The organism is Paenibacillus sp. P3E (assembly GCF_001909045.1).
GTDB classification, from domain to species: Bacteria; Bacillota; Bacilli; order Paenibacillales; family Paenibacillaceae; genus Paenibacillus_AQ; species Paenibacillus_AQ helianthi.
On sequence record NZ_LVWH01000001.1, the window covers coordinates 83205 to 102695 of the forward strand.

At 51.2% G+C, this 19491-nt stretch carries 17 protein-coding genes; 6 read left to right on the plus strand and 11 right to left on the minus strand.

The window, feature by feature from the left end:
- Positions 1 to 284 precede the first annotated feature (284 nt).
- From A3842_RS00380 to A3842_RS00405, 6 genes are read right to left on the minus strand one after another with little or no spacing between them, the layout of a single operon-like run.
- Positions 285 to 980: a response regulator transcription factor gene (locus A3842_RS00380; protein ID WP_074088282.1), complete on the minus strand. Its 696-nt coding sequence runs from the start codon at positions 978 to 980 to the stop codon at positions 285 to 287.
- Positions 977 to 2473 (minus strand): sensor histidine kinase, encoded by a 1497-nt coding sequence (locus tag A3842_RS00385; protein WP_256701380.1) that lies wholly within the window; start codon positions 2471 to 2473, stop codon positions 977 to 979. Before A3842_RS00385 ends, A3842_RS00380 begins: the two co-directional genes overlap by 4 nt.
- A gap of 19 nt (positions 2474 to 2492) precedes the next feature.
- Entirely contained in the window at positions 2493 to 3665 is a 1173-nt protein-coding gene (locus A3842_RS00390; RefSeq protein WP_074100048.1) for an ABC transporter permease, read from the minus strand.
- Positions 3662 to 4357 carry an ABC transporter ATP-binding protein gene (locus A3842_RS00395; RefSeq protein ID WP_074100049.1) on the minus strand — a complete coding sequence of 232 codons (696 nt, stop codon included), beginning with the start codon at positions 4355 to 4357 and terminating at the stop codon, positions 3662 to 3664. Before A3842_RS00395 ends, A3842_RS00390 begins: the two co-directional genes overlap by 4 nt.
- On the minus strand, positions 4354 to 5535 hold the full coding sequence (locus tag A3842_RS00400) for an efflux RND transporter periplasmic adaptor subunit (RefSeq protein ID WP_074100050.1): 1182 nt from the start codon (positions 5533 to 5535) through the stop codon (positions 4354 to 4356). The genes A3842_RS00395 and A3842_RS00400 overlap by 4 nt, the downstream gene beginning before the upstream one ends.
- A complete protein-coding gene (locus A3842_RS00405; RefSeq protein WP_074100051.1) occupies positions 5532 to 8096 on the minus strand; it encodes a hypothetical protein in 2565 nt (854 codons plus the stop codon). The genes A3842_RS00400 and A3842_RS00405 overlap by 4 nt, the downstream gene beginning before the upstream one ends.
- 176 nt (positions 8097 to 8272) lie before the next feature.
- Between A3842_RS00405 and A3842_RS00410 the strand changes: the two genes are divergently transcribed.
- Together A3842_RS00410 and A3842_RS00415 are read left to right on the plus strand one after the other, a co-directional pair.
- Positions 8273 to 8851, plus strand: a complete 579-nt coding sequence (locus A3842_RS00410) for a sigma-70 family RNA polymerase sigma factor (protein ID WP_074100052.1) — start codon at positions 8273 to 8275, stop codon at positions 8849 to 8851.
- A 115-nt stretch (positions 8852 to 8966) separates the two neighbouring features.
- Positions 8967 to 9812: a hypothetical protein gene (locus A3842_RS00415; protein ID WP_143186108.1), complete on the plus strand. Its 846-nt coding sequence runs from the start codon at positions 8967 to 8969 to the stop codon at positions 9810 to 9812.
- Positions 9813 to 9890: 78 nt separating this feature from the next.
- Here A3842_RS00415 and A3842_RS00420 read toward each other — a convergent pair whose 3' ends face one another.
- The 3 genes from A3842_RS00420 to A3842_RS00430 all read right to left on the minus strand — a co-directional run bounded on the left by A3842_RS00420 (position 9891) and on the right by A3842_RS00430 (position 12311).
- A complete protein-coding gene (locus A3842_RS00420; RefSeq protein WP_074100054.1) occupies positions 9891 to 10430 on the minus strand; it encodes a MerR family transcriptional regulator in 540 nt (179 codons plus the stop codon).
- Positions 10431 to 10550: 120 nt separating this feature from the next.
- Positions 10551 to 11345 carry an AIM24 family protein gene (locus A3842_RS00425; RefSeq protein ID WP_074100055.1) on the minus strand — a complete coding sequence of 265 codons (795 nt, stop codon included), beginning with the start codon at positions 11343 to 11345 and terminating at the stop codon, positions 10551 to 10553.
- A gap of 96 nt (positions 11346 to 11441) precedes the next feature.
- On the minus strand, positions 11442 to 12311 hold the full coding sequence (locus A3842_RS00430; protein WP_074088292.1) for an AraC family transcriptional regulator: 870 nt from the start codon (positions 12309 to 12311) through the stop codon (positions 11442 to 11444).
- Between the two features lie 121 nt (positions 12312 to 12432).
- Between A3842_RS00430 and A3842_RS00435 the strand changes: the two genes are divergently transcribed.
- The 4 genes from A3842_RS00435 to A3842_RS00450 all read left to right on the plus strand — a co-directional run bounded on the left by A3842_RS00435 (position 12433) and on the right by A3842_RS00450 (position 16586).
- Positions 12433 to 13491 carry a Gfo/Idh/MocA family protein gene (locus A3842_RS00435; RefSeq protein WP_143186109.1) on the plus strand — a complete coding sequence of 353 codons (1059 nt, stop codon included), beginning with the start codon at positions 12433 to 12435 and terminating at the stop codon, positions 13489 to 13491.
- The gene (locus A3842_RS00440; RefSeq protein WP_074088294.1) at positions 13488 to 14345 is read left to right on the plus strand and encodes a sugar phosphate isomerase/epimerase family protein; all 858 of its coding nucleotides are present in this window, start codon (positions 13488 to 13490) and stop codon (positions 14343 to 14345) included. The genes A3842_RS00435 and A3842_RS00440 overlap by 4 nt, the downstream gene beginning before the upstream one ends.
- A gap of 33 nt (positions 14346 to 14378) precedes the next feature.
- Positions 14379 to 15272, plus strand: coding sequence for a sugar phosphate isomerase/epimerase family protein (locus A3842_RS00445; RefSeq protein ID WP_074100057.1), 894 nt, complete (start codon positions 14379 to 14381; stop codon positions 15270 to 15272).
- A gap of 186 nt (positions 15273 to 15458) precedes the next feature.
- Entirely contained in the window at positions 15459 to 16586 is a 1128-nt protein-coding gene (locus A3842_RS00450; RefSeq protein WP_074100058.1) for an SGNH/GDSL hydrolase family protein, read from the plus strand.
- 26 nt (positions 16587 to 16612) lie between these two features.
- On the opposite strand, the gene A3842_RS00455 is transcribed toward A3842_RS00450, so the two are convergent.
- A complete protein-coding gene (locus A3842_RS00455) occupies positions 16613 to 16933 on the minus strand; it encodes a hypothetical protein (RefSeq protein ID WP_074100059.1) in 321 nt (106 codons plus the stop codon).
- A 104-nt stretch (positions 16934 to 17037) separates the two neighbouring features.
- A complete protein-coding gene (locus A3842_RS00460; protein ID WP_074100060.1) occupies positions 17038 to 19437 on the minus strand; it encodes a putative bifunctional diguanylate cyclase/phosphodiesterase in 2400 nt (799 codons plus the stop codon).
- Between the last annotated feature and the right edge of the window lie 54 nt (positions 19438 to 19491).

Here is a 19491-nt window from a genome sequence, read left to right on the forward strand (position 1 = left end):
AGTCAGTTTATCATGTGGTTTCTTTCAGCTAATCGTAAGAATATGTTTGAGGGGCAGATAGATAATCCACTGAGTTTGAATTTGTATACGTATGTCGTTAATAACCCGTTGATTTATACTGATCCTACAGGGCATTACAATAATTCTCACAGTTTATCTAATCAATCACGCTCATTCGTCGATGCTACAAAGTGGGGATTTTAATTGAATGCAATTGCTACCGTTTGGCTGGTTAACATATCAATCCTAATTTTTGGGTGGTGTCAAAATTACAAATTATTGCTTCAGGGTTTGAACCGGTACCCCGCTCCCCAGACCGTCTGAATATACTTCGGATTGCCCGGGTCCTCCTCGATCTTGTCACGGAGCCTGTTGATATGCACCGCCACCGTAGCATTGTCACCTACAGCGTCATAACCCCAAATTCGCTCGTACAAAGAATCTTTGCTGAACACGATGTCCGCATTGACTACAAGAAAATATAAAAGGTCAAATTCTTTTTTCTTCAAATCCAGCTCCCGGCCTTTAAGATAAGCTCTATGCGACTGGGTATTGATTACGAATGGACCCATTTCGATACTGCTGTTCTGAGCCATTGTTACATTTCCGCCTTTGAGGCGTTCATATTGCGCCAGGTTGGATTTGACCCGGGCCACCAGCTCACTTGGGGAAAAGGGCTTGATGATATAATCATCGGCCCCGAGTCCCAGACCGCGGATTTTATCAATGTCCTCCTGCTTGGCTGTAACCATCAGGATCGGGATGTCGAGCTTGCCTCTAAGCTTGCGGCACACGGAAAAACCATCCTCGCCAGGCAGCATCAAATCGAGCAGAACGAGTTGGAATTGTCCCGAAAGGGCCTTTTCTACCCCGGTTATCCCGTCTTCCGCGATCTCAACCGCAAACTGGTTAATCTCCAAATAATCACGCTCTATCGAAGCGATGGCGCTGTCGTCTTCAATAATTAATATTTTCTTCATGCTATTGCCCCTTTGCTTAGAACTGGCAGCTTGATAACCATACATAAACCGTCTGCCGAAGAGAGTTCAGCGTGAATACTTCCACCCATCCGGTCCACTGCCTTTGCCGTTATCGCAAGTCCTAATCCGCTGCCCTTGTTGGGATTATTGCGGGAAGGATCGCTGCGGTAGAACACGTCAAACAATTTCTCCAGGGCTTCCACCGGCACACCGGGCCCATCATCGGATAAATAGATAAAGACTTCGTTACCCTTAACTTCAGTACGTATATTTACATGGCCATGTTCTTTATTTTTGTACTTCAAGCTATTCTCCAGAATATTAGAAAAGACGCTGTTAAGTTGAACCGGATCAGCAAAGATGAGCACATTTTCGGCTAAAGCCGTAATATTCACTTCCAGCCCATTTTCTCTATATTCCTCTGCTGTGGCTTTTACCAAGGATAATATCTCCTGATTGACTTCTAGCGGTTCAGGATCGTAGGGATAATCGCCCAAGTCCATTTTCGAAAATAGGGAGATTTTGGCCACCATCCGGTCAATGTCCTCGGCTTTGGTCTTTATCATGCGGATATAGTTTTGTTGGGATTCCGGTGTCTGGGCCACACCATCCAATAAGCCTTCTGAATAGGCCCGGACAGAGGTTAATGGAGAGCGGAGATCATGCGATATTCCGGCAAGGAGCTCTTTTCGGTTCTCATCCTGTTTCTGTATAAGCTGAAGAGATTCTTTCAGGCGTACGGCCATATCATTAAAATCCTCGCAGACGGAGGCGAATTCATCCTTGTTCTCGTAGTGAATTCTAACATCCAAATTGCCGTCCCTGAGCTGATGAACGCCATCAACCAAAGTATCCAAGGGCAGCTTAATTCGTTTGAACACAAACCGGGTAAGAAAACGGTTGGTTAAGATAATCGCGACGATGATGCCGAGGAAAAATAAAATAACGAACATAATGATCTCAGGCGGGAAATCCTCATAATTGAAATCAGATATGATGTTGAAAATGATCACTGTATACGTTTTGCCGTTAACGTTCATCTTCTCTGCGTATACTTCTTCGTTATTGAGGGAGGCGGAGCCTTCTCCCTTCAATGCCCAAATCGCCCCTGTAAGCTCTTCGGTATACCGAATGTTAAGAGTTCCGAAGCTAAATATATTCTTTTCGGAAGAGTAAATATTCAGACTCAGCTCATTTTTTTGCAAAACCTGTTCCAGCGCAGTCTTGGTTTTTGCCTGCTCCTGCTGGTTTCCGTTCTCAAGAAATTGCTTAGCTTTCTGAATCAGATCATCGCGCGAATCATAGAACTGATCATCTTTTTGAACCCCGTCTTGCGAGGCTCGGAAAATAATCTCTCCGCCGACAAAGATAATAAGCAGGGAAATGAGCACAGGGATTACAATCATCAGGATATTCGAAATGAACAAGCGCCGCTTAATGGTCATACTGCGTTCCCAGCTCCTTCTTGTAGCCGTTTCTACTTGTTCAATCATATCATAGTACCCCGGTTCGTTAATCCGTGCGTAGGGCATAAATCGGCCGGAGTCTTGCTGCTTTGTTGGCCGGCAACAGTCCGAAGAACACACCGATAAAGAGAGAGAACAGGAACGAAATCACAACCATGTTCCAGGCGTAGCCTACCTGTAATGAAGTGAACTTGCCGACTAACCAAGTGAGCCCTAGTCCAACGCCAATTCCCACCACTCCGCCAAGGGTGCTTAAGAAGATGGACTCTATCATAAACTGCAGCAATACATCCCGCTTTTTAGCACCAATGGCCTTGCGAATTCCGATTTCCCGTGTTCGTTCGTTGACCGAGACAATCATGATATTCATGATCCCGATTCCACCCACAATCAAGGAAATTCCGGCAATTCCTGCGAGTCCAATCGAAAGGGTGTTGGTGGTTTTTTTTACAGTATCCATGATCTCCTTGGAGTCGTAAACAAAGTAAGAATCTTTGGCTTTAAGGAACTTCTTGTCCAGGATACTTCCGATCCTGCTCTTGACAGGTTTAACGTCTTCATCAGCCAGTACCTTGACGGTGAAATTTTGAATGCCTTTACTCTGAAGCAGCCGTTCAGCTGAAGATACGGGGATGAGAATTTTGTCATCATTTGATCCAGCCATTGACGTCCCTTTCGCTTGCAACAAACCAACGATTGTAAAGGTATTTCCATTAAGCTGTATATCTTTCCCAACCGGATTCTCAGTGCCGTACAGCTTTTTTGCAGTGCCCGCACCAATCAGAGCTACCTTTTGGCGGTACTGGATATCTATATCGAGCAGGAATCGGCCGGACTGGACATGGAAATCTTTCACCTTCTCGTAGCTCGGCGTTACCCCTTCGAGCGGGACGCTTCTATTCTTGGTACGGTATTTGGCGGTAATGTTGCTGCTGATGCTGGGGGACACGAGATCTACACCCGGGAGCTTGGCATAGGCCATCACCTCGTCATACTCCAATGAATTGACAGCTCCCCGTCCTGTGATCATTACCGCCATCTGGTTCGTGCCCAGATCACTGAGCTGACCAGAAATCTGGCCGGTGACGCCCTGTCCGACGGATACAAGCAGAATAACGGAGGATACTCCGATGATGATTCCCAGCATGGTAAGGAACGAACGAACCTTGTTGCCGATGATGCTCATGAGCGCCATGCGTATGCTTTGAAAAAAGATCATTCGTCATTTCTCCGATCTTCTACCAGATTTCCATCCTGAATCCGAATGACCCGTTTTGCCTGCTTGGCAATCTCCAGATCATGGGTAATCAGAATAATCGTATGCCCCTGTGCATTCAGCATCTTGATCATCTGCATCACCTCTTGCCCTGTCTTGGTATCCAGCGCTCCGGTCGGTTCGTCCGCAAGAAGCATGGGAGGATTGCCCGCGAGTGCTCTTGCGATGGCTACCCGCTGCTGCTGCCCCCCGGATAGCTCGCTGGGACGGTGATGCATCCGATCGTGAAGCCCTACCTTTTCCAGCGCCACTTCTGCCAGCTTTCTTCTTTCCCGGTGAGTCATGCCCCGATAAATCAGGGGCAGCTCTACATTTTCTACAGCGGAGAGCTTCGGCAATAAGTTAAAGCTCTGGAAGATAAATCCGATTTTCTCGTTGCGGATCTGCGCCATGCGGTTGTCTGACAGCTTTCTGACATCCTGTCCGTCAAGAGAATAGCTTCCTTCATTAGAGAGGTCCAGGCAGCCGATCATGTTCATGAGCGTTGATTTGCCTGAACCCGAAGGGCCGATAATTGCCACGAATTCCCCGTGGCTGATCGTAAACGAGAGTCCTTTTAGCACCGTCATCCGTTCTCCTGCCATCGTATAGCCGTGGACCATATTTTCAATCCGAATCAAGGGTTCACCGCTCATAGTCCACCCCCTGCGGGAGACATTTCTCCACCTCCGCTGTTTCCACTGTCTCCACCGTCTCCACCGAAGAAGCCCTGATCCTGGGAACTCGAGCTTGCGCTGCTTGGCGCGATAACGGTTGGAATAACCACCTGTTCCCCGAGCTTCAGCCCGCCGGTGATCTCAATCTGACTCTCATCGTGAACGCCGACGGTAACGGCCTTTTCTTCAGGTACAGGGGCTATGTCCGTTTTCGCCGTTTTCGCCGTATTGTTCAACACCTGAACGAAATATGTATCACCCTTCTGAGTCACGGATTCAATAGGAAGCACCAGAATCCCCTTCTTCTCTTCAATTTGAATTCTCCCCTGTGCTGACATTCCGGCCTTTACATCCCCGGGATCGGATAGACGGATCGTGACATCAAATAAGGATACGCCGTTTGTAATCTTGCCTTCATTTGCAATTGCGACCACTGTGCCAGAGTAGTTCTTATTTGCCAAAGCATCCAGTTTAACGGTGGCAGTCATTCCCAGCTTGATCTTGGGGATATCCAGCTCATCCACCCGGATGGTTGCGCTCAGATTCTGGTAATCGGTAATCTTGAAGGCTTCCGCGCCGTTAACGACTGCTCCGCCTGAAGATACGCTAATCTTGGTAATCGTTCCCTCCATCGGCGAGGTCAATGGGGCACGAGGGGTCTGATCCTTGTGCAGTGCAGCAATTTCAGCCTCAGTGGCGGCGATATCTTCCTTGGACCTTTCAATAGCCAGCTTTGCCGTGTCCACTTCGCCCTGCACCGCACCGTCCATTACAAGCTTCTTATACTGATCCTGTTTGTCCTGCAGCGCGTTTTGATTCTGCCTTAGGATGTTAAGCTGCTGCCTGAGGCTGCTATCCACATTTGTTGCTTTATAGGTCATCAGGAGCTGGCCTTTCTTAACCCGAGCGTTTGCGTTGACAAATACCCGGGCCACGTTTCCTTGATCCTTGGCGAAGACCGTTTCTGAGTGTGTAGCTTTGACAGAGCCGGAGCCTTTGACAATGACAGAGATATCTCCCTTTTGCACTGCGGTTGTTTTGACGGTTACTTCGGCTCCTTGCTTGTTTTTGTCTGGCGACAAGGTAACTACCGCAGTGCCTGTTGCCACAAGCGCAAGGATCACAGCCGATATCCAGACCCCTTTTTTTATCTTCATAATGATCCTCCACCGTTCGTGTTAGTGCTGTCCTTAGGGGCAGGGGTACTTGTGGGCTCGGGAGCCTTTGGTGTCGGGACGTAGGTCAAATTATAGTTTTGGCTTCCCAGCTTGATTCGCTCGCCCTGGAACTCGTCATACAGATTAAGAATGAAATTCCCGCCTTTCAGCGTCTTATATAAGCTGCTTATGAAGGTTGTGGAATAGGTCATGAATTGTCCCGGGGTAAGATCTGTACCGGGTGTCAGTGTTCTTTCCTGGCTTTGGCCGTAGGGGTCCATTAGCTGCACAACCAGCTTATGTCCATAGGTTCCCATATCATAGATGCTGCTCTTGCCCAGGCTGTAGGTCAGGTTGGTTGAGAGTGTTTCCTGGCCCTCCGTCAATGTCCCTGTAGCTCCGGTTATCGTGAGACTATAAGGGAATAATTCCACACCGCCGCTAAGTGCGGTTAGAGGAGCCGGCGTTTGCTTGTTCAGTGCGAGCGCTACAGTGTTGATGTAAGCCGTCGGCGTTCCGCCCGGCAGCGTAAGCTTGCCATCACTCACGCCTTCCCCGACATAGAGAGTCAGCTTGGAGGTGTCTACCGACACAGGCAGCTTGCTCCACACGGTTACCAGATTTTTGCCCTTAGGTCCGGTCGCCAGCTCCGATTGGCTGATTTCCGCTTCGTAATAATCATCGCCTGACGTCTTATAGTAAGCTACGAGCTTGGCCTGATCCGATTTACGGGTTTCTTCGCTGTTCATTTCCAGCTCTGTGTACACGATGTTCTTGCTTGTTCCGGGATATACAGTGGTCCGGCGTTCCTTGATCTCCGCCCGTTTACCCGGCGTTTCAATGTGGAACGATTTGCCTTGGTCTACCGTAAGGGCCGTAGCAGCTACCTGTCTTGTGTTCAAGGAGAGGAAGGACTCCGCAGTATCGCCAGAACCGCTGGTGAGCTCGATATTGATGTGCTCGAAGCCCAGCTCATAAGGGATTTTGCCGATCACATAATAACTAGCACTTTCCCCAGAAGCTAGCGTAGGGTCTGAATCGGCTGCAACCACCTGAATTGAACTGCCCAGATCGTGGGTTCCGGCTTTCATCGCGCCAGTGAGCGAAGGCATTGTAATCGTGGAAGTTTTGGTGTTGCGGATGCGAATTTTGGCTACAACCACATCTTCAGCGGACCAGGGCATACGCTCTACGGACTCGAGATTGATGCCGAAGGTTCCGTTGCTGTTATCCAGTACATATTCAGAGTTCACGTAACGGTCCTGCTCCAGCGCATAAGGAATCTGGTAAAAGGCCGTAGGGAAGATGATTTTGCCTTCAGCTGCGGGCTCTACTAACTGGAGCTGAAGCGTACCCTGACTCAGTTCAATCGGCACTTCTGCGGAGAACTGGAGAATTCGCTCCTCAAGCGGCTTCAGTGTAAGACTGCTGAAAGCTTTGGTATTTACCGGTAAGGTATAACCCTCTGCGGCTTTGACAGATACATCATAGCTCGGCAGAGTTACTGCTTTGTTACCGGCATTTTTCACCCGAAACTGCAGATTCCATAGTGCTTTGACACCCTTAGCCGTAACGGAGGCTTTTGTCAGCTGTGTCTCTACGGTATTACTACTGATGCTGAGCTTCTTCGTCGCATACGCAGCTACGCTGAGGCTCGGGGAGATAGAAGCAGGCAGCAGGAAGGAGGCCACGGGCAGGTCGGCCTTAAGCTCGGTACTTTCCCGGGTGATGGACAGTGACATATTGCTTGTATTGGTGTAGGAAGGGATTTCAGTCAGATAGTAGACTGTCCTCTTCTCCCCGGATTGCACTTTATAGTCGCGGCTGGTATCGCTTAACGTAAGCTCGAACATGGAGCCGCCGGAGGACTCCAGATATACCCGGTAGCTGGGAGCGCTCAACACCTTGGAGCCCAGATTCGTTAGGCTTAAGGCGATTTTGGCGTAGACCTTGCTGTTGAAATGGTAGATTTGCAGATTCTCTGGCTTCAAGGATACCGGAAGGCTGTTCATGGTGATCTTTTTACTCTGGCCCTGCTGGACGGATGAGGAATATGGTGTCGGGATGGCAAAGGTGCCCAGCTTCTTCTGGTAATCGGAACCGCTGAAGTCCCAACCGAACATGGATACTTTGATCCCGCTGAGCTTGGTGGTCTTACGGACATTCACGTAATATGTAACAGATAATTGGTCCTTGGGGGGGACTTCCACTTTGTTTTTATCTTCTGGTACAGGGTTGCTTTTGATCTCTATGCCTTCAGGAGTGGTTACTTTTGAGAATCCATTAAAAAGCTTATAGGGACTGCCGCTCGTATTGGTATAAGTAAGTGTATAAATGAGGCTGTTTCCGGTTTCCTCCTTAGCCAGCTGCAAATCGGTCAATCTGACGCTAACGCCAGCCTGAATGGAGATAGAGGCCAGCTTAGTCAGAGCATCGACACTCCGCGGAATGTCTTTATTTATAGGAATGCTGCCGGGTGCCGCAAACGCCGGCAAGCTGAGCTGTTGACTAGCTACAATCGCTCCTGCCAGCAGAACGGCATAGGCACGGTAATTCTTCATATACTTCCCTCCTAATATTCATAGCCCTATCATAAAAGGCAGTTTTAAAATAGGGATAAATAAAGAGGCGAAGAGTTCGTCGCAAACTTAAACAGCTGTTAAACTTTTTATAAATTGAACCAATTAGGCAAAAAGAGCCAATATCTGTTGTAAGACCCGAATGGAGGCCGGCCCTTATGAAGGACTTAGACTTGAACCCGTGGCTTATCCGGATGAGCCAGGGGGATGAAGAAGCATTCCAAGTCGTTTACGAAGCAACACGCGAGCATGCTTACCGGTTAATCGGTTACCTCGCTCCAAGCAGGAAAGATATTGCAGATATTATGAGTGAAGTCTATTTCGAGCTATACAAAAGTGTGAGCAGGTATGATCCGGAACTACAATTCAATTCATGGTTCAACGGATTGATTGTCAGGCAAGTGCGCAACTGGAAGCGGAAGGAGTGGCGGCTGTTCCGGATCACGGAAAAACTGAAGCTGAGCACCGCCAAATCATCCGATGCTGCTGCAGAGCTGCGGCTAACGGCGCTGGATGATCAGCTTGAGCTGCTTCCGGTTCTCCAGACACTATCGCTCAAATTCAAAGAGGTTATTGTCCTCCGCTATTATCAGGATTGCTCGCTGGAAGAAATCGCCGTATTGCTGAAGATTCCAATAGGTACCGTAAAATCGAGGCATCATCATGCGCTTAAGCAGCTGCGCCAGCGGTTCGACGAACTGGGATTGCGAAAGGAGGGGGATGGCTTTGTCTATTGAGCGGCAGCTGGTAGAGGAGTTCAAACGAGATTCCCGGAGGTGTCCTTCTGATCTGGATACCCGAATAGCGGCAGAATACAGGCAGCAGGTGATGCAACAAAGGGGAAAACCATCCATGTTCAAAACTAAAAAAACGCCGAAATTTGTCCTGATCGCCGCTATTTTCATTGTACTATGCGGGTTCGGCTATGCAGGCAGCAAGCTTCTGTTTGATGACCATACCGATAAGCTCTCCTCTAATTACAAAATCGAGCAGAAGCTGCAGCTCATTCCAGAGGATGTAGCGAAGATACGCGGTTCGCTTGCGGAAGTGAGAGCACAGCTAAACCCTGGAGAAACGGCGGTTGTATATTTTAAAGACCATGACCTTGAGGCTCAGGGAACCCCGGTTGTCTACGGCATCAATAAACCAGTTGTGCTTCCTGTAGAGGAGTGGAGAGCGGCCTTACAGAAGCATCATGTCGGGGAGAAGTTTCCTGAATCGATCCTTGGAGCCTACCATTTCGTAGAAGGAATGGAGACTTCACCCTTCCAATTCACGTTCGGGGCGGATGCCTACACACTTCTGGATGAAATGAAGGCTGAGAGCAAGAAGACGGGAAGTGAGATGCTGTGGCGTAAGACGGATGTGTCTGAAGATATTACTGAAACCTACACTTCTGTATACCGCAATGCGGCGGGCGACTCGATCTATCTGACCTGGCAAATTGCAGACGGCGCTCCCGGCGCCAAGGTATTCCAACTCGTTCCGCCCGGTACGGTGTATGAGGAACTTCAAATCGGCGGCCTAACGGCACATTATCTGAAGGACAGTCAGTCGCTGTTCGGGGAGAGCAGTGTTCATCAGGATGTAACATGGCTGAGTGCAGGTGAAGGCAAGAGTACTGCCTATCATGTGCAGACCGATTCCCGGACGGTGACCAAAGAGCAATTGATTGAAGCGGCTAAAAGCCTGTTCTAGACAGCTACAACAAAGAACGGTTGATCCATGATCCATGGAATCAACCGTTCTTTGTTTGGCCTGCATGCGAACTTGGGGTTACAGGAATGAGAAAAAAGTGCGCAGCAGCCCGCGCTTCCGCGGCGGACTCTGGATCCTCCCGGCTGCAGCGTTAGGCTCGTACGGGGAGAGGGGTGGGTCGGTCCGCTCCTGAATCGTTTCCAGAGATACTGCCAATTGCTTGATCATATGACGCAGGTCCTCAAGCTCTCCGCGCTGCTGGAGCAGCTGTACCGAGACTACCTCGTCAGCTTTATGTTCTAGTGAGCGTTCAATGTAATCGATTCGCGACAGCATGTCTTCCATAGGCCCATCCGGTGTGCGGAGGAGCGGGTTCTCCTGCTGTGACACGGGCTGCCCGGTGCCAGTAGCAAGATCCAGGTTGATGCACTCCAATGCTTCCCCGTGATTGATGCGGTCTTTAATCGATTGTAGCAGGCTGATTGCCTGCTCTGAGAATATATAATGTCCAAACCGGTCCTTTGGAAAGAAATCAGGGAACATGGCAGCCCAGCGTTTGATAGTGGTCTGGCTAACGGACAACAGCTCTGCGGCATCCTTTGTTTTCAGCATTTCCATTTCGGTTCCTCCAGTTCAGGTAGTCTTGCTATGAACAATTCGCCCTTCATAAGCGGCTCCCTGCACGGGTGACAAAGGAAGTGCTGATTCGATAAACAAAGTGCTATTACGAGAAATTATTTAAGGCGTGTTCGCTTGAAACAGGCTGTTTCTGTACTGGGTAAGCGGAGCCAGCCAGACGGTTCCTGTCCCCCGGTACACATTAACAAGCCCCTCGCCGGAGGCAGCGGAGCCAAGACGGGTTTTGCCTGACTTTTCTACGGTGAAATCCAGGGTGTTGGACCACATTAATGCAAAGTTGCCATCGACCTTCAGCACATCATTCTGCAGCTCAACGACAACGGCTTCCTCGGAGGGAATCGGTGCTTCCAGGGCCAGGATGCCTTTGCCTTTGGCGCTCAGATTGAACAGCCCTTCTCCGCCCAGTGCGGCAGAGGACAGATTCTTGCGCGCAGTAACGGCCAGCTGGAGGGAAGACTCACAGGCCAGGAACAGGCCGTCATCAATAACGATATGATCGTTGTCGACATCAATCAGCCACAGATATTTATAAGTGGTTTCCAGCAGAATCGTACCCGTGCCTTTGTAGAGAGGTTTGATGGCACTGGTTCTGGTTGCGGCGCTGGACACGATATTTCGCATCAGTCCACCGACCCCTTTTACCCCTGAGGTCATTTCAATATTCCCGACCATATACTGCATGGCCCCGGCACTCAGCGTAACCTCGCTGTTGTTCAGCTCAATCATGAGCTGCTTGTTGCGCATGTTGCTTTTGCTCATGAAGAAGTTGGATTGTGCTTCCGCCAAGGTGGTGCTGCTCAAATCCTCTTTGTACTCGATAACCGAAAATCCGCCAAGCTGTTCCTTGATCACAACATTGCTGTTATCTTTCAGATTATTGATGGAATAGGCCAAATGAATCCTCTCCTCTGCTGGGCAGTGATGTCGTAAGCGGAAGCAGTTCTGCTTCGAAGGTAGGTATTCGACACAAAGGGTGTATCTCCTTGTCCCCTAGAAGCCTCTCACACTGGAGGGGGTTCTTTGCTTGTGTTTTTTGAAGGTGCGGCTGAAGTAGTAAATATCATTGAATCCGGTGGCTGCGGCGATTTCAGAAACGGTCAGCTGCGTATGGCGCAGCATGGAGTCGGCCCGGTCCAGCCGGACGGCGTTAACATATTCGGATATCGTGTGTCCGGTCAGCTCCTTGAAGAGGCGGCTGAAATGGAAGCGGCTGAGCCCGGCGAGCGCCGCAAGATGGTCCACAAAGATAGGCTCACTATATCGGGTGTCAATATAACGAAGCACCGGAGCGAACCGCTCAATGGTCTGAATGCGCCGGGTCTGTTCGGCCTGCGACAGTACGGTTACCACATGTCCGCGCAGCAGCAGGGTAAGCAGGCGGTACAGCTCGGACTTGACTGCCAGCTCATAGCCGAATTCGCGGCGTTCGAGTTCGCGGATAATGGTCAGGGCACAGTCAGTAATATGCTGATCCCCGGAGATATGGTTGCGGAGCAGCAGACGGTTCTGCTGGATCGGTGCGATGAATTTGGTCTCTGCAGCGTCACTTACGGCGCTATGCAGTAATGAGGTGTCCGCGATAATCGCGTAATAGAGCAGATCGGCAGAGGCGCTTACGCCATAATGCAGCTCATTGCTGTTCACGGCGATCAGATCGCCGGCACGGACATGGATTGGTGTCCGTCCGCATTCGAACACCGCTTCTCCGCGCTCAATGAACAGAAATTCCAGATGCTCATGCCAGTGATGGGGAAACAGCACGACGCCTGCCCTGTCAAAGCGCTGGGTATGTACTTTGATTGGAAACTCGGGGTCCGGCATATCCATGGGCTCCCGCAGTTCCAGGTCATAGTTCAACATTGTTGGATCACACCTCCACCGCACAATTGTACAAATAAGACCGCAAGGCGCTGCATGGTCTTCATGATTGAAATCATTATAATACGAATCAGAACGTATGCAAATAAAAGAGAGAAGGTTCGTGGATATGATCAGGGTTGGCGTAATTGGAACAGGCTCCATCTCAGGCATGCATTTGAATGCCTACCGGAAGAATCCGCAGACCGCTGTGTATGCGGTGTGCGACCTGAATGAAGAGCGTGCAAGGGCGGCGGCGGCTGAGTATGGTGCGGAGAAGGTGTATACGGATTACCGCGCGCTGCTGGCTGATCCAAGCGTTGATGCAGTCAGTATCTGTACCTGGAACAACTCCCATGCCGAGATCAGCATTGCGGCGCTGCAAGCCGGCAAGCATGTGCTGGTGGAGAAGCCCCTCTGCCGTACGCTGGAAGAAGCGGTACAGGTTCAGCAGGCAGTGGAAGAGAGCGGCAAGATTTTGCAAGTGGGCTTCGTACGGCGCTACGATGCCAACGTCCAGCTGCTTCAGAAGCTGGTGGAAGCAGGGGAGTTTGGTGAGATCTACTATGCGAAGGCGACGACGTTAAGGCGTCTTGGCAATCCCGGCGGCTGGTTCGCTGACATCGAACGCTCCGGCGGTGGACCGCTGATCGATATCGGGGTCCATGTCATCGATCTGTGCTGGTACTTGATGGGCCGTCCGAAACCGGTATCAGTCAGTGCCAATACCTACCGGAAGCTGGGCAACCGCGCCCACGTGGAACATCTCTCTTTCTATAAAGCTGCTGACTACGATGCGGCGAATAATACGGTGGAGGATCTGGCGAATGCGCTGATCCGGTTCGAGAACGGAGCTTCGCTGTTAGTAGATGTCAGCTTTACACTGCATGCGAAGGAAGATGAAAGGTCTGTACGCCTGTATGGGGAGAAAGGCGGCTTTGAAATCGATCCCGAAACGGTGATTGTGCGTGAAGAGGCCAATACCATCGTCAATATCTATCCGCAGACGGATCATGCAGGATTCGATTTTAACAGTGCGTTCCAGTATGAAATTGATCATTTCACCAACTGTGTAGGGAGTGGCTCGCAGCCGCTGAGCCCTGTGCAGGACGGGGTGGAAATCATGAAGATACTTGGCGGGATCTACGCATCCGCAGCCAAAGGCGAAGAGGTGAAATTATGAAGCTCGGAATCAGCACCTACAGTCTGCACGCGGCGTTTGCCGCCGGAGAGCTGACACTGAAGGGCGTCCTGGAGACGATCGCCGACCTGGGGGCGGAACATGCAGAGATTGTACCCTTAGGCTTCAATCTGATCGACAATCCGGAGCTTATGGATGTCATTCTGCAGACTGCAGCGGACCGTGGCCTTGAGTTGTCCAATTATGCGATCGGTGCGAATTTTGCCGGACTGGAGACAGAGATGCGGCGGAAGGAAATGGAGCGGGTGAAGCGGGAAGTGGAGGTGTGTGCGGCACTTGGCATTCAGCGGATGCGGCACGATGTGGCCTCGTCACCTGATCTGTCCATCGTCCATTTTCTGGAGGAGCTTCCCCAGCTGGCTGACGCATGCCGTGAAATTGCCGATTATGCATCCGGCTTCGGCATTACAACGAGTGTAGAGAATCACGGGTACTTCATTCAGCACAGTGACCGGGTACAGGCATTGGTAAGCGCTGTGGACCGGGAGAACTTCCGTACGACACTAGACGTTGGCAACTTCTTGTGCGCCGATGAGAACCCGCTTACCGCTGTGGCCGGCAACCTCAAGATTGCCTCCATGGTTCACCTCAAGGATTTCTATGTCCGTCCGCAGGACCGGCATCCCGGAGAAGGGTGGTTCCAGTCTTCCGGTGGGAATTGGCTCAGGGGCGCGATCGTGGGCCAGGGCGACATCGATATGCCGCGTGTGCTCAGGCTGGTGAAGGAGAGCGGGTATGACGGCTATATATCCATTGAATTCGAGGGTTTGGAAGAATGCCGCAAGGGAACAAGGCTGGGCCTGGAATACGTCAAGCGGACATGGAATGCGATCTAATCAAATCACTTGAATATGAGGAGGATTACCGCCATGGCGACACCTGTTATCAGCAATAAAATCGGCGTGATCGTAGACAGCTTTCAGGTCGGGGTGAAGGAGGGCTTGCGCAAGGCAAAGGAAGCAGGCGCTGACGGGGTGCAAATCTATGCGGTACAGGGTGAATTCGATCCTGCTAATCTGTCTCCGACTGCCCGCCGTGAATGGAAGGAATATATCGCTTCGCTCGGGCTCGAAATCTCGGCTCTTGTCGGCGATCTGGGAGGGCACGGCTTCCAGGACCCTGCGCAGAACCGCGCCAAAATCGACAAGTCGAAGCGTATCATGGAGCTGGCCAAGGAACTGGGCACAGACATCGTGACCACGCATATCGGGATCGTTCCTCCGAACAAGGACAGTCAAATCTATGAGACGATGCACACAGCTTGTGAGGAGCTAAGCCGGTATGCGCATGAGATGAATGCTTACTTCGCGATCGAAACCGGGCCGGAGACTGCCGCGCATCTGAAAATGTTCCTGGACGGGCTGGGTTCCAAAGGGGTGTCGGTTAACTTCGATCCGGCCAATATGGTGATGGTGACCGGAGATGATCCGGTGCAGGGTGTTCATACCCTGAAAGACTACATTGTGCACACCCATGCGAAGGATGGCGTCAAGCTGGCTAATATCGATCCGCGCGATGTATACGGAGAGTACGGCTATGAAGCACCGGAGCTGGACCATGAGAAAATCGCGGAGATGGCAGAGTCCGGTTCGGCGTTCCGCGAAGTGCCGCTGGGAGCGGGAGGTGTCGACTGGAACGGTTATCTTCAGGCATTGAACGATATCGGCTACCAAGGGTATCTGACGATTGAGCGTGAAGTCGGCAGCAATCCGGAGGCGGATATCCGCCTGGCTGTTGAGTTTTTGAAGAGGTTCCGGGCATAGGCGAGGGCTAAGCGGCGGACTAGGCTGATTTACTGTATTGGAGATCCTGAAGTCCGGGTGAACATGGAAACGGCTGCCCTTTCTTGTGAAGGAGGCGCAGCCGTTTTTTGTTTGGAAATAATCTTCATGGTATCCAAATGAAATTGCTATAATCCAAGAGAGAAGGAAATTTTGGGAGGGCAACCAATGACCACACAAGAACGTTTAAAGACACAGCCGCTGTCTGCTGTAGCGCATGTAAAAGTCCATGGAAGAACCACAGGAGCACTTGCTCCGTTAACCCTGTTCTGGACGGGGAGTGCTGTTGAATTCAATGTACAGGGCTCAGAGCTGTGGATTGAGGTTGAGGCGGACTATGAGGTGTATGAGCCGTGGATTAGCATTCTGATTAATTCGGTCCCTGTAAGCAGACAAATGCTGACCGCAGGCCGGTACTGGATTTGTGTATTTAGAGGTATGAATGAGAACGCTATCAAAAATGTGCGGGTGGTCAAAGAGGTCCAGGCGATGAGCGAAGATCCCGCGTGCCTGCTGCAGATCCATGCGGTGAAGGGGGATGGGGAATTTCTTCCGGTTGCGGACAAGCCCTATAAAATGGAATTTATCGGTGACAGTATTACTTCAGGAGAGGGTACGGTAGGCGCCAAGGCGGAGGAAGACTGGATTCCTGCCTGGTTCAGCGCCACCTACAACTACACGGCAATGACAGCAGAGGCGCTGAATGCCGATTACCGGGTGATTTCCCAGAGTGGTTGGGGTGTGCTCACAAGCTGGGATAACAATCCGCATTGCAATATTCCAAGGTATTATGAGCAGGTATGCGGGATGCTGACGGGTGAGAGGAATGAAGCGTTAGGGGTACATACAGCGAACGCTTTTGAGGACTGGCAGCCGGACGTGGTGGTGGTGAATCTGGGCACCAATGATGGCGGCGCATTCCAATCTCCGGCATGGAGGGATGAAGCGACCGGGGAAACGCATAAGCAACGGCTCCATGAAGACGGAACGTATAACGAAGAGGATTTGGCGGCCTTTGAGGAAGCAGTTGAACGTTTTCTGGGTACACTTCGGAAAAATAATAAAAAGGCCCATATCGTATGGGCCTACGGCATGCTGGGCATACCGATGATGCCGTCGATCCACCGTGCGGTCAGCAGCTATATGAGGAAGACAGGTGACAGACGGGTGTCGGTATTCCAGCTTCCCAATACAACAGCTGAAACTGTAGGGTCCAGAACCCATCCCGGTGTATTGGCCCATGAACGGGCAGCCCAAGCGTTGACCGGATATTTGCATGAGATTTTGCCGGGATAGTCCCCGCTAAATGGAGCCTCTAAGGCTTAGACGATGTTGAACACCAGACCGGACTGCTGCCGCGCCGCTTCTTCAAACAGATCGAACAAAGACTGCAAATGCGGCAGCAGATACCCGTCGACGAGCTCTTCATAGGTCTCATCGTCTCTCATTGGAAAGGCCAGCAGGATCAGCTCCTGTTCATCGAGGGAATCCAGATCCATGTTGTGGATACGGGTCCACTTCTCGAAATCAATCCGTTCGTCCACGCGTTCAGGCTGCCTAAGCCCGGGTATCTGTAATGCGATTTGGGCAACCTTCCCCGCAGGCAAATAGAAAGAGCCATACTCCACACCGGTAATGCCCATCTGCATCTCTCCTTAATAACGAGTGCAGCCATTATTCAGCGCAGCCCGGGAGCAGGCTGCGCTGACAGGCTCTCTTGGAAGTGATTACCCCTAATCAGGGGGAGTTACTCCAGGTATTGGCCCTCAATCTGATCTGCGCTTACCGGCTTGCTGTAGTAGAAGCCTTGTGCGTTGTAACACTGGATCTCCTTGAGCAGTGCGACTTGCTCTATCGTCTCTACGCCTTCGGCGACGATGGTCAGCCCGAGCTGCTTGGCCATGGAGATAATCATCTCGGCGATGGCCCGGCTGTCGGTGTCAGTCGTGATTTTGCGGACAAAGGAACGGTCAATCTTCAGGCAGCCAATAGGAAGGCTCTGCAAATAGCTGAGCGAGCTGTAGCCTGTCCCAAAGTCATCCATAGACACGGAAATCCCGGCTCCCTGCAGATCATTCAGGATACTGATTACATGTTCTTCGTTGTGCATCATCGCACTTTCTGTAATCTCAAGCTCCAGCAGCTGGGTGTCGAAGTCAAGCTCACGGATGGTACTCATAATTGTCTGGAAAATATCCGGCTTCATCAAATGGATCTGCGAGACATTGACGGCAACGGGAACGACCTGGCGGCCCTCACGCTCCCACTTTTTCACCTGGGTACAGGCCGTTCTTAGCACCCATTGCTCCAGCGGAATAATGAAGCCGGATTTCTCTGCCAGCGGAATGAACTCCAGGGGAGGAATCATGCCCAGAATGGGGTGCTCCCAGCGAACTAATGCTTCAAGGCCAACGATTTCGCCGCTGCGGATATCAATTTTGGGCTGATAGAACAGCCGGATCTGATCATTGTCCAGCGACTGCTCCAGATCATTCTCCAGAATAATCCGTTCCAGACTGGTCTGGTCGCGTTCCGCATCGTAGAACTGATACTGGGAGCTGCCGTTCTCCTTGGCATTATACATCGCAGTATCGGCGTGCTTCACCAGGGAGTCAGCATCAAGGCCATCCTCCGGAAAGCAGGCGATCCCTACAGAAGCGGACAATTTCACAGTATGGTTACCCACTTCAAACGGATGTGTAAATTCACCCACGATGGTGGCTGCCAGGGCTTCCGTCTCCGCACGCGTACGCAGATGGGGAACCAGCACTGTGAATTCGTCCCCGCCCATCCGTGCAATGCTGCAGGAGGAGGGCACACAGTTCTTCAGCTTGCCTGCCGCCTGCTGGATGACCTTGTCACCGAAGGAATGACCGAATAAATCGTTGATCCGTTTGAAGCGGTCCAGATCAATGAAGAACAGTGTGAACGGGTAAGCAGGGAGGCCGGTCTGCGCTGTATGCTCAAGCAGCAGATTGTGAAAAGAACGGCGGTTGGCAAGCCCGGTTAGCTCATCTTGGTAGGCCAGATGACGGATGGTTTCCTGGTCTTTCTTATTCTTAGTGATGTCCTTAATAATGCTGTAGATGCCCACTGGGACGTCTTCGACCACGATCGGAAGCGAAGTGAGCCAGAAGGTCAGCATAGTACCACCAGGGTTCCGCAGCTGGAGCTCGATGGTACTGGATTTGCCGCGGAGGACATGCCGGTAATGGTGCTGAGCCAGTGAATGGTACGCTCCCTCAAAAAGATCCGAGAAGTGCCGTCCGACCAGCTCCTGGTCTAGCTGCTGGGCGAGCAGCTCCGCCTGACGGTTCAGACCAGTGACAATACCCTGGGCATCGAACGCCAGCACACTGTCCGGATTGTATTCAAAGAGTGACATATAATGTTGTTCTGTCTCCATAATTCTGCGGTTCTGATATTCCTGGCGGGTGTCCCTGTAGGCGTCCGGGATGATATACAGGCCTGTACAGATAAACAGCGTCAAGATATAGGGAATCAGATGCAAATAGCTTCCCGGATCGGCATCCTCGACCGGAATCACCGAGAAGGCGCAGAGGAGCGGAATCATCAGCAGCCCTATTGCACAGAGGAAGATGCCTGGAACCGTGGCCTTGGAATATAGTTGATGCTCTCGGTTGCGGTTCGAGATCACCAGGACACGCAGAATGGCGAGACACAGACTGAGGGCGGAAGCTGCAGTCATGAAGACGAGTACGGGCTTCCAGACCAGAAATTCACGGAACAGAAAGATGATATTCAGGTAATCGAACACCAGAATGGTCCCGGCGATCAACAGACTGATTCTGAAGTGACGTCCTGTATGGCTGCGGGGCATGCTGGAATACCGGATGCCAAAATAAGTAGCAGCCCAGCAGCCGCCGAGAGTGAACAAGAGATGCAGTATGTAATATTTCGGAGCCAGAGGGAGGTTAAGCGACAAAGGCACCAGGATGTGGGAGGCACTAAAAGCAGTGGTGCCCAGGATCATCACCTTCATTCGTGTGAACCGCCTCCCCCGGCCTTGGCCGTCATTATGGAAGGGAGCTGCTCCGAAGACAATGAGAGTGCAGGACGCAAGGCTTGCCAGCAGGGCCAGAGCCAATTGCAGCCAGTTCATATTCAAGGGTTGCAAGTATAACATGGAGTACCTCTTTCGTTATGTAGATAATATATAAAAGGTAAATTATGTAGGCCT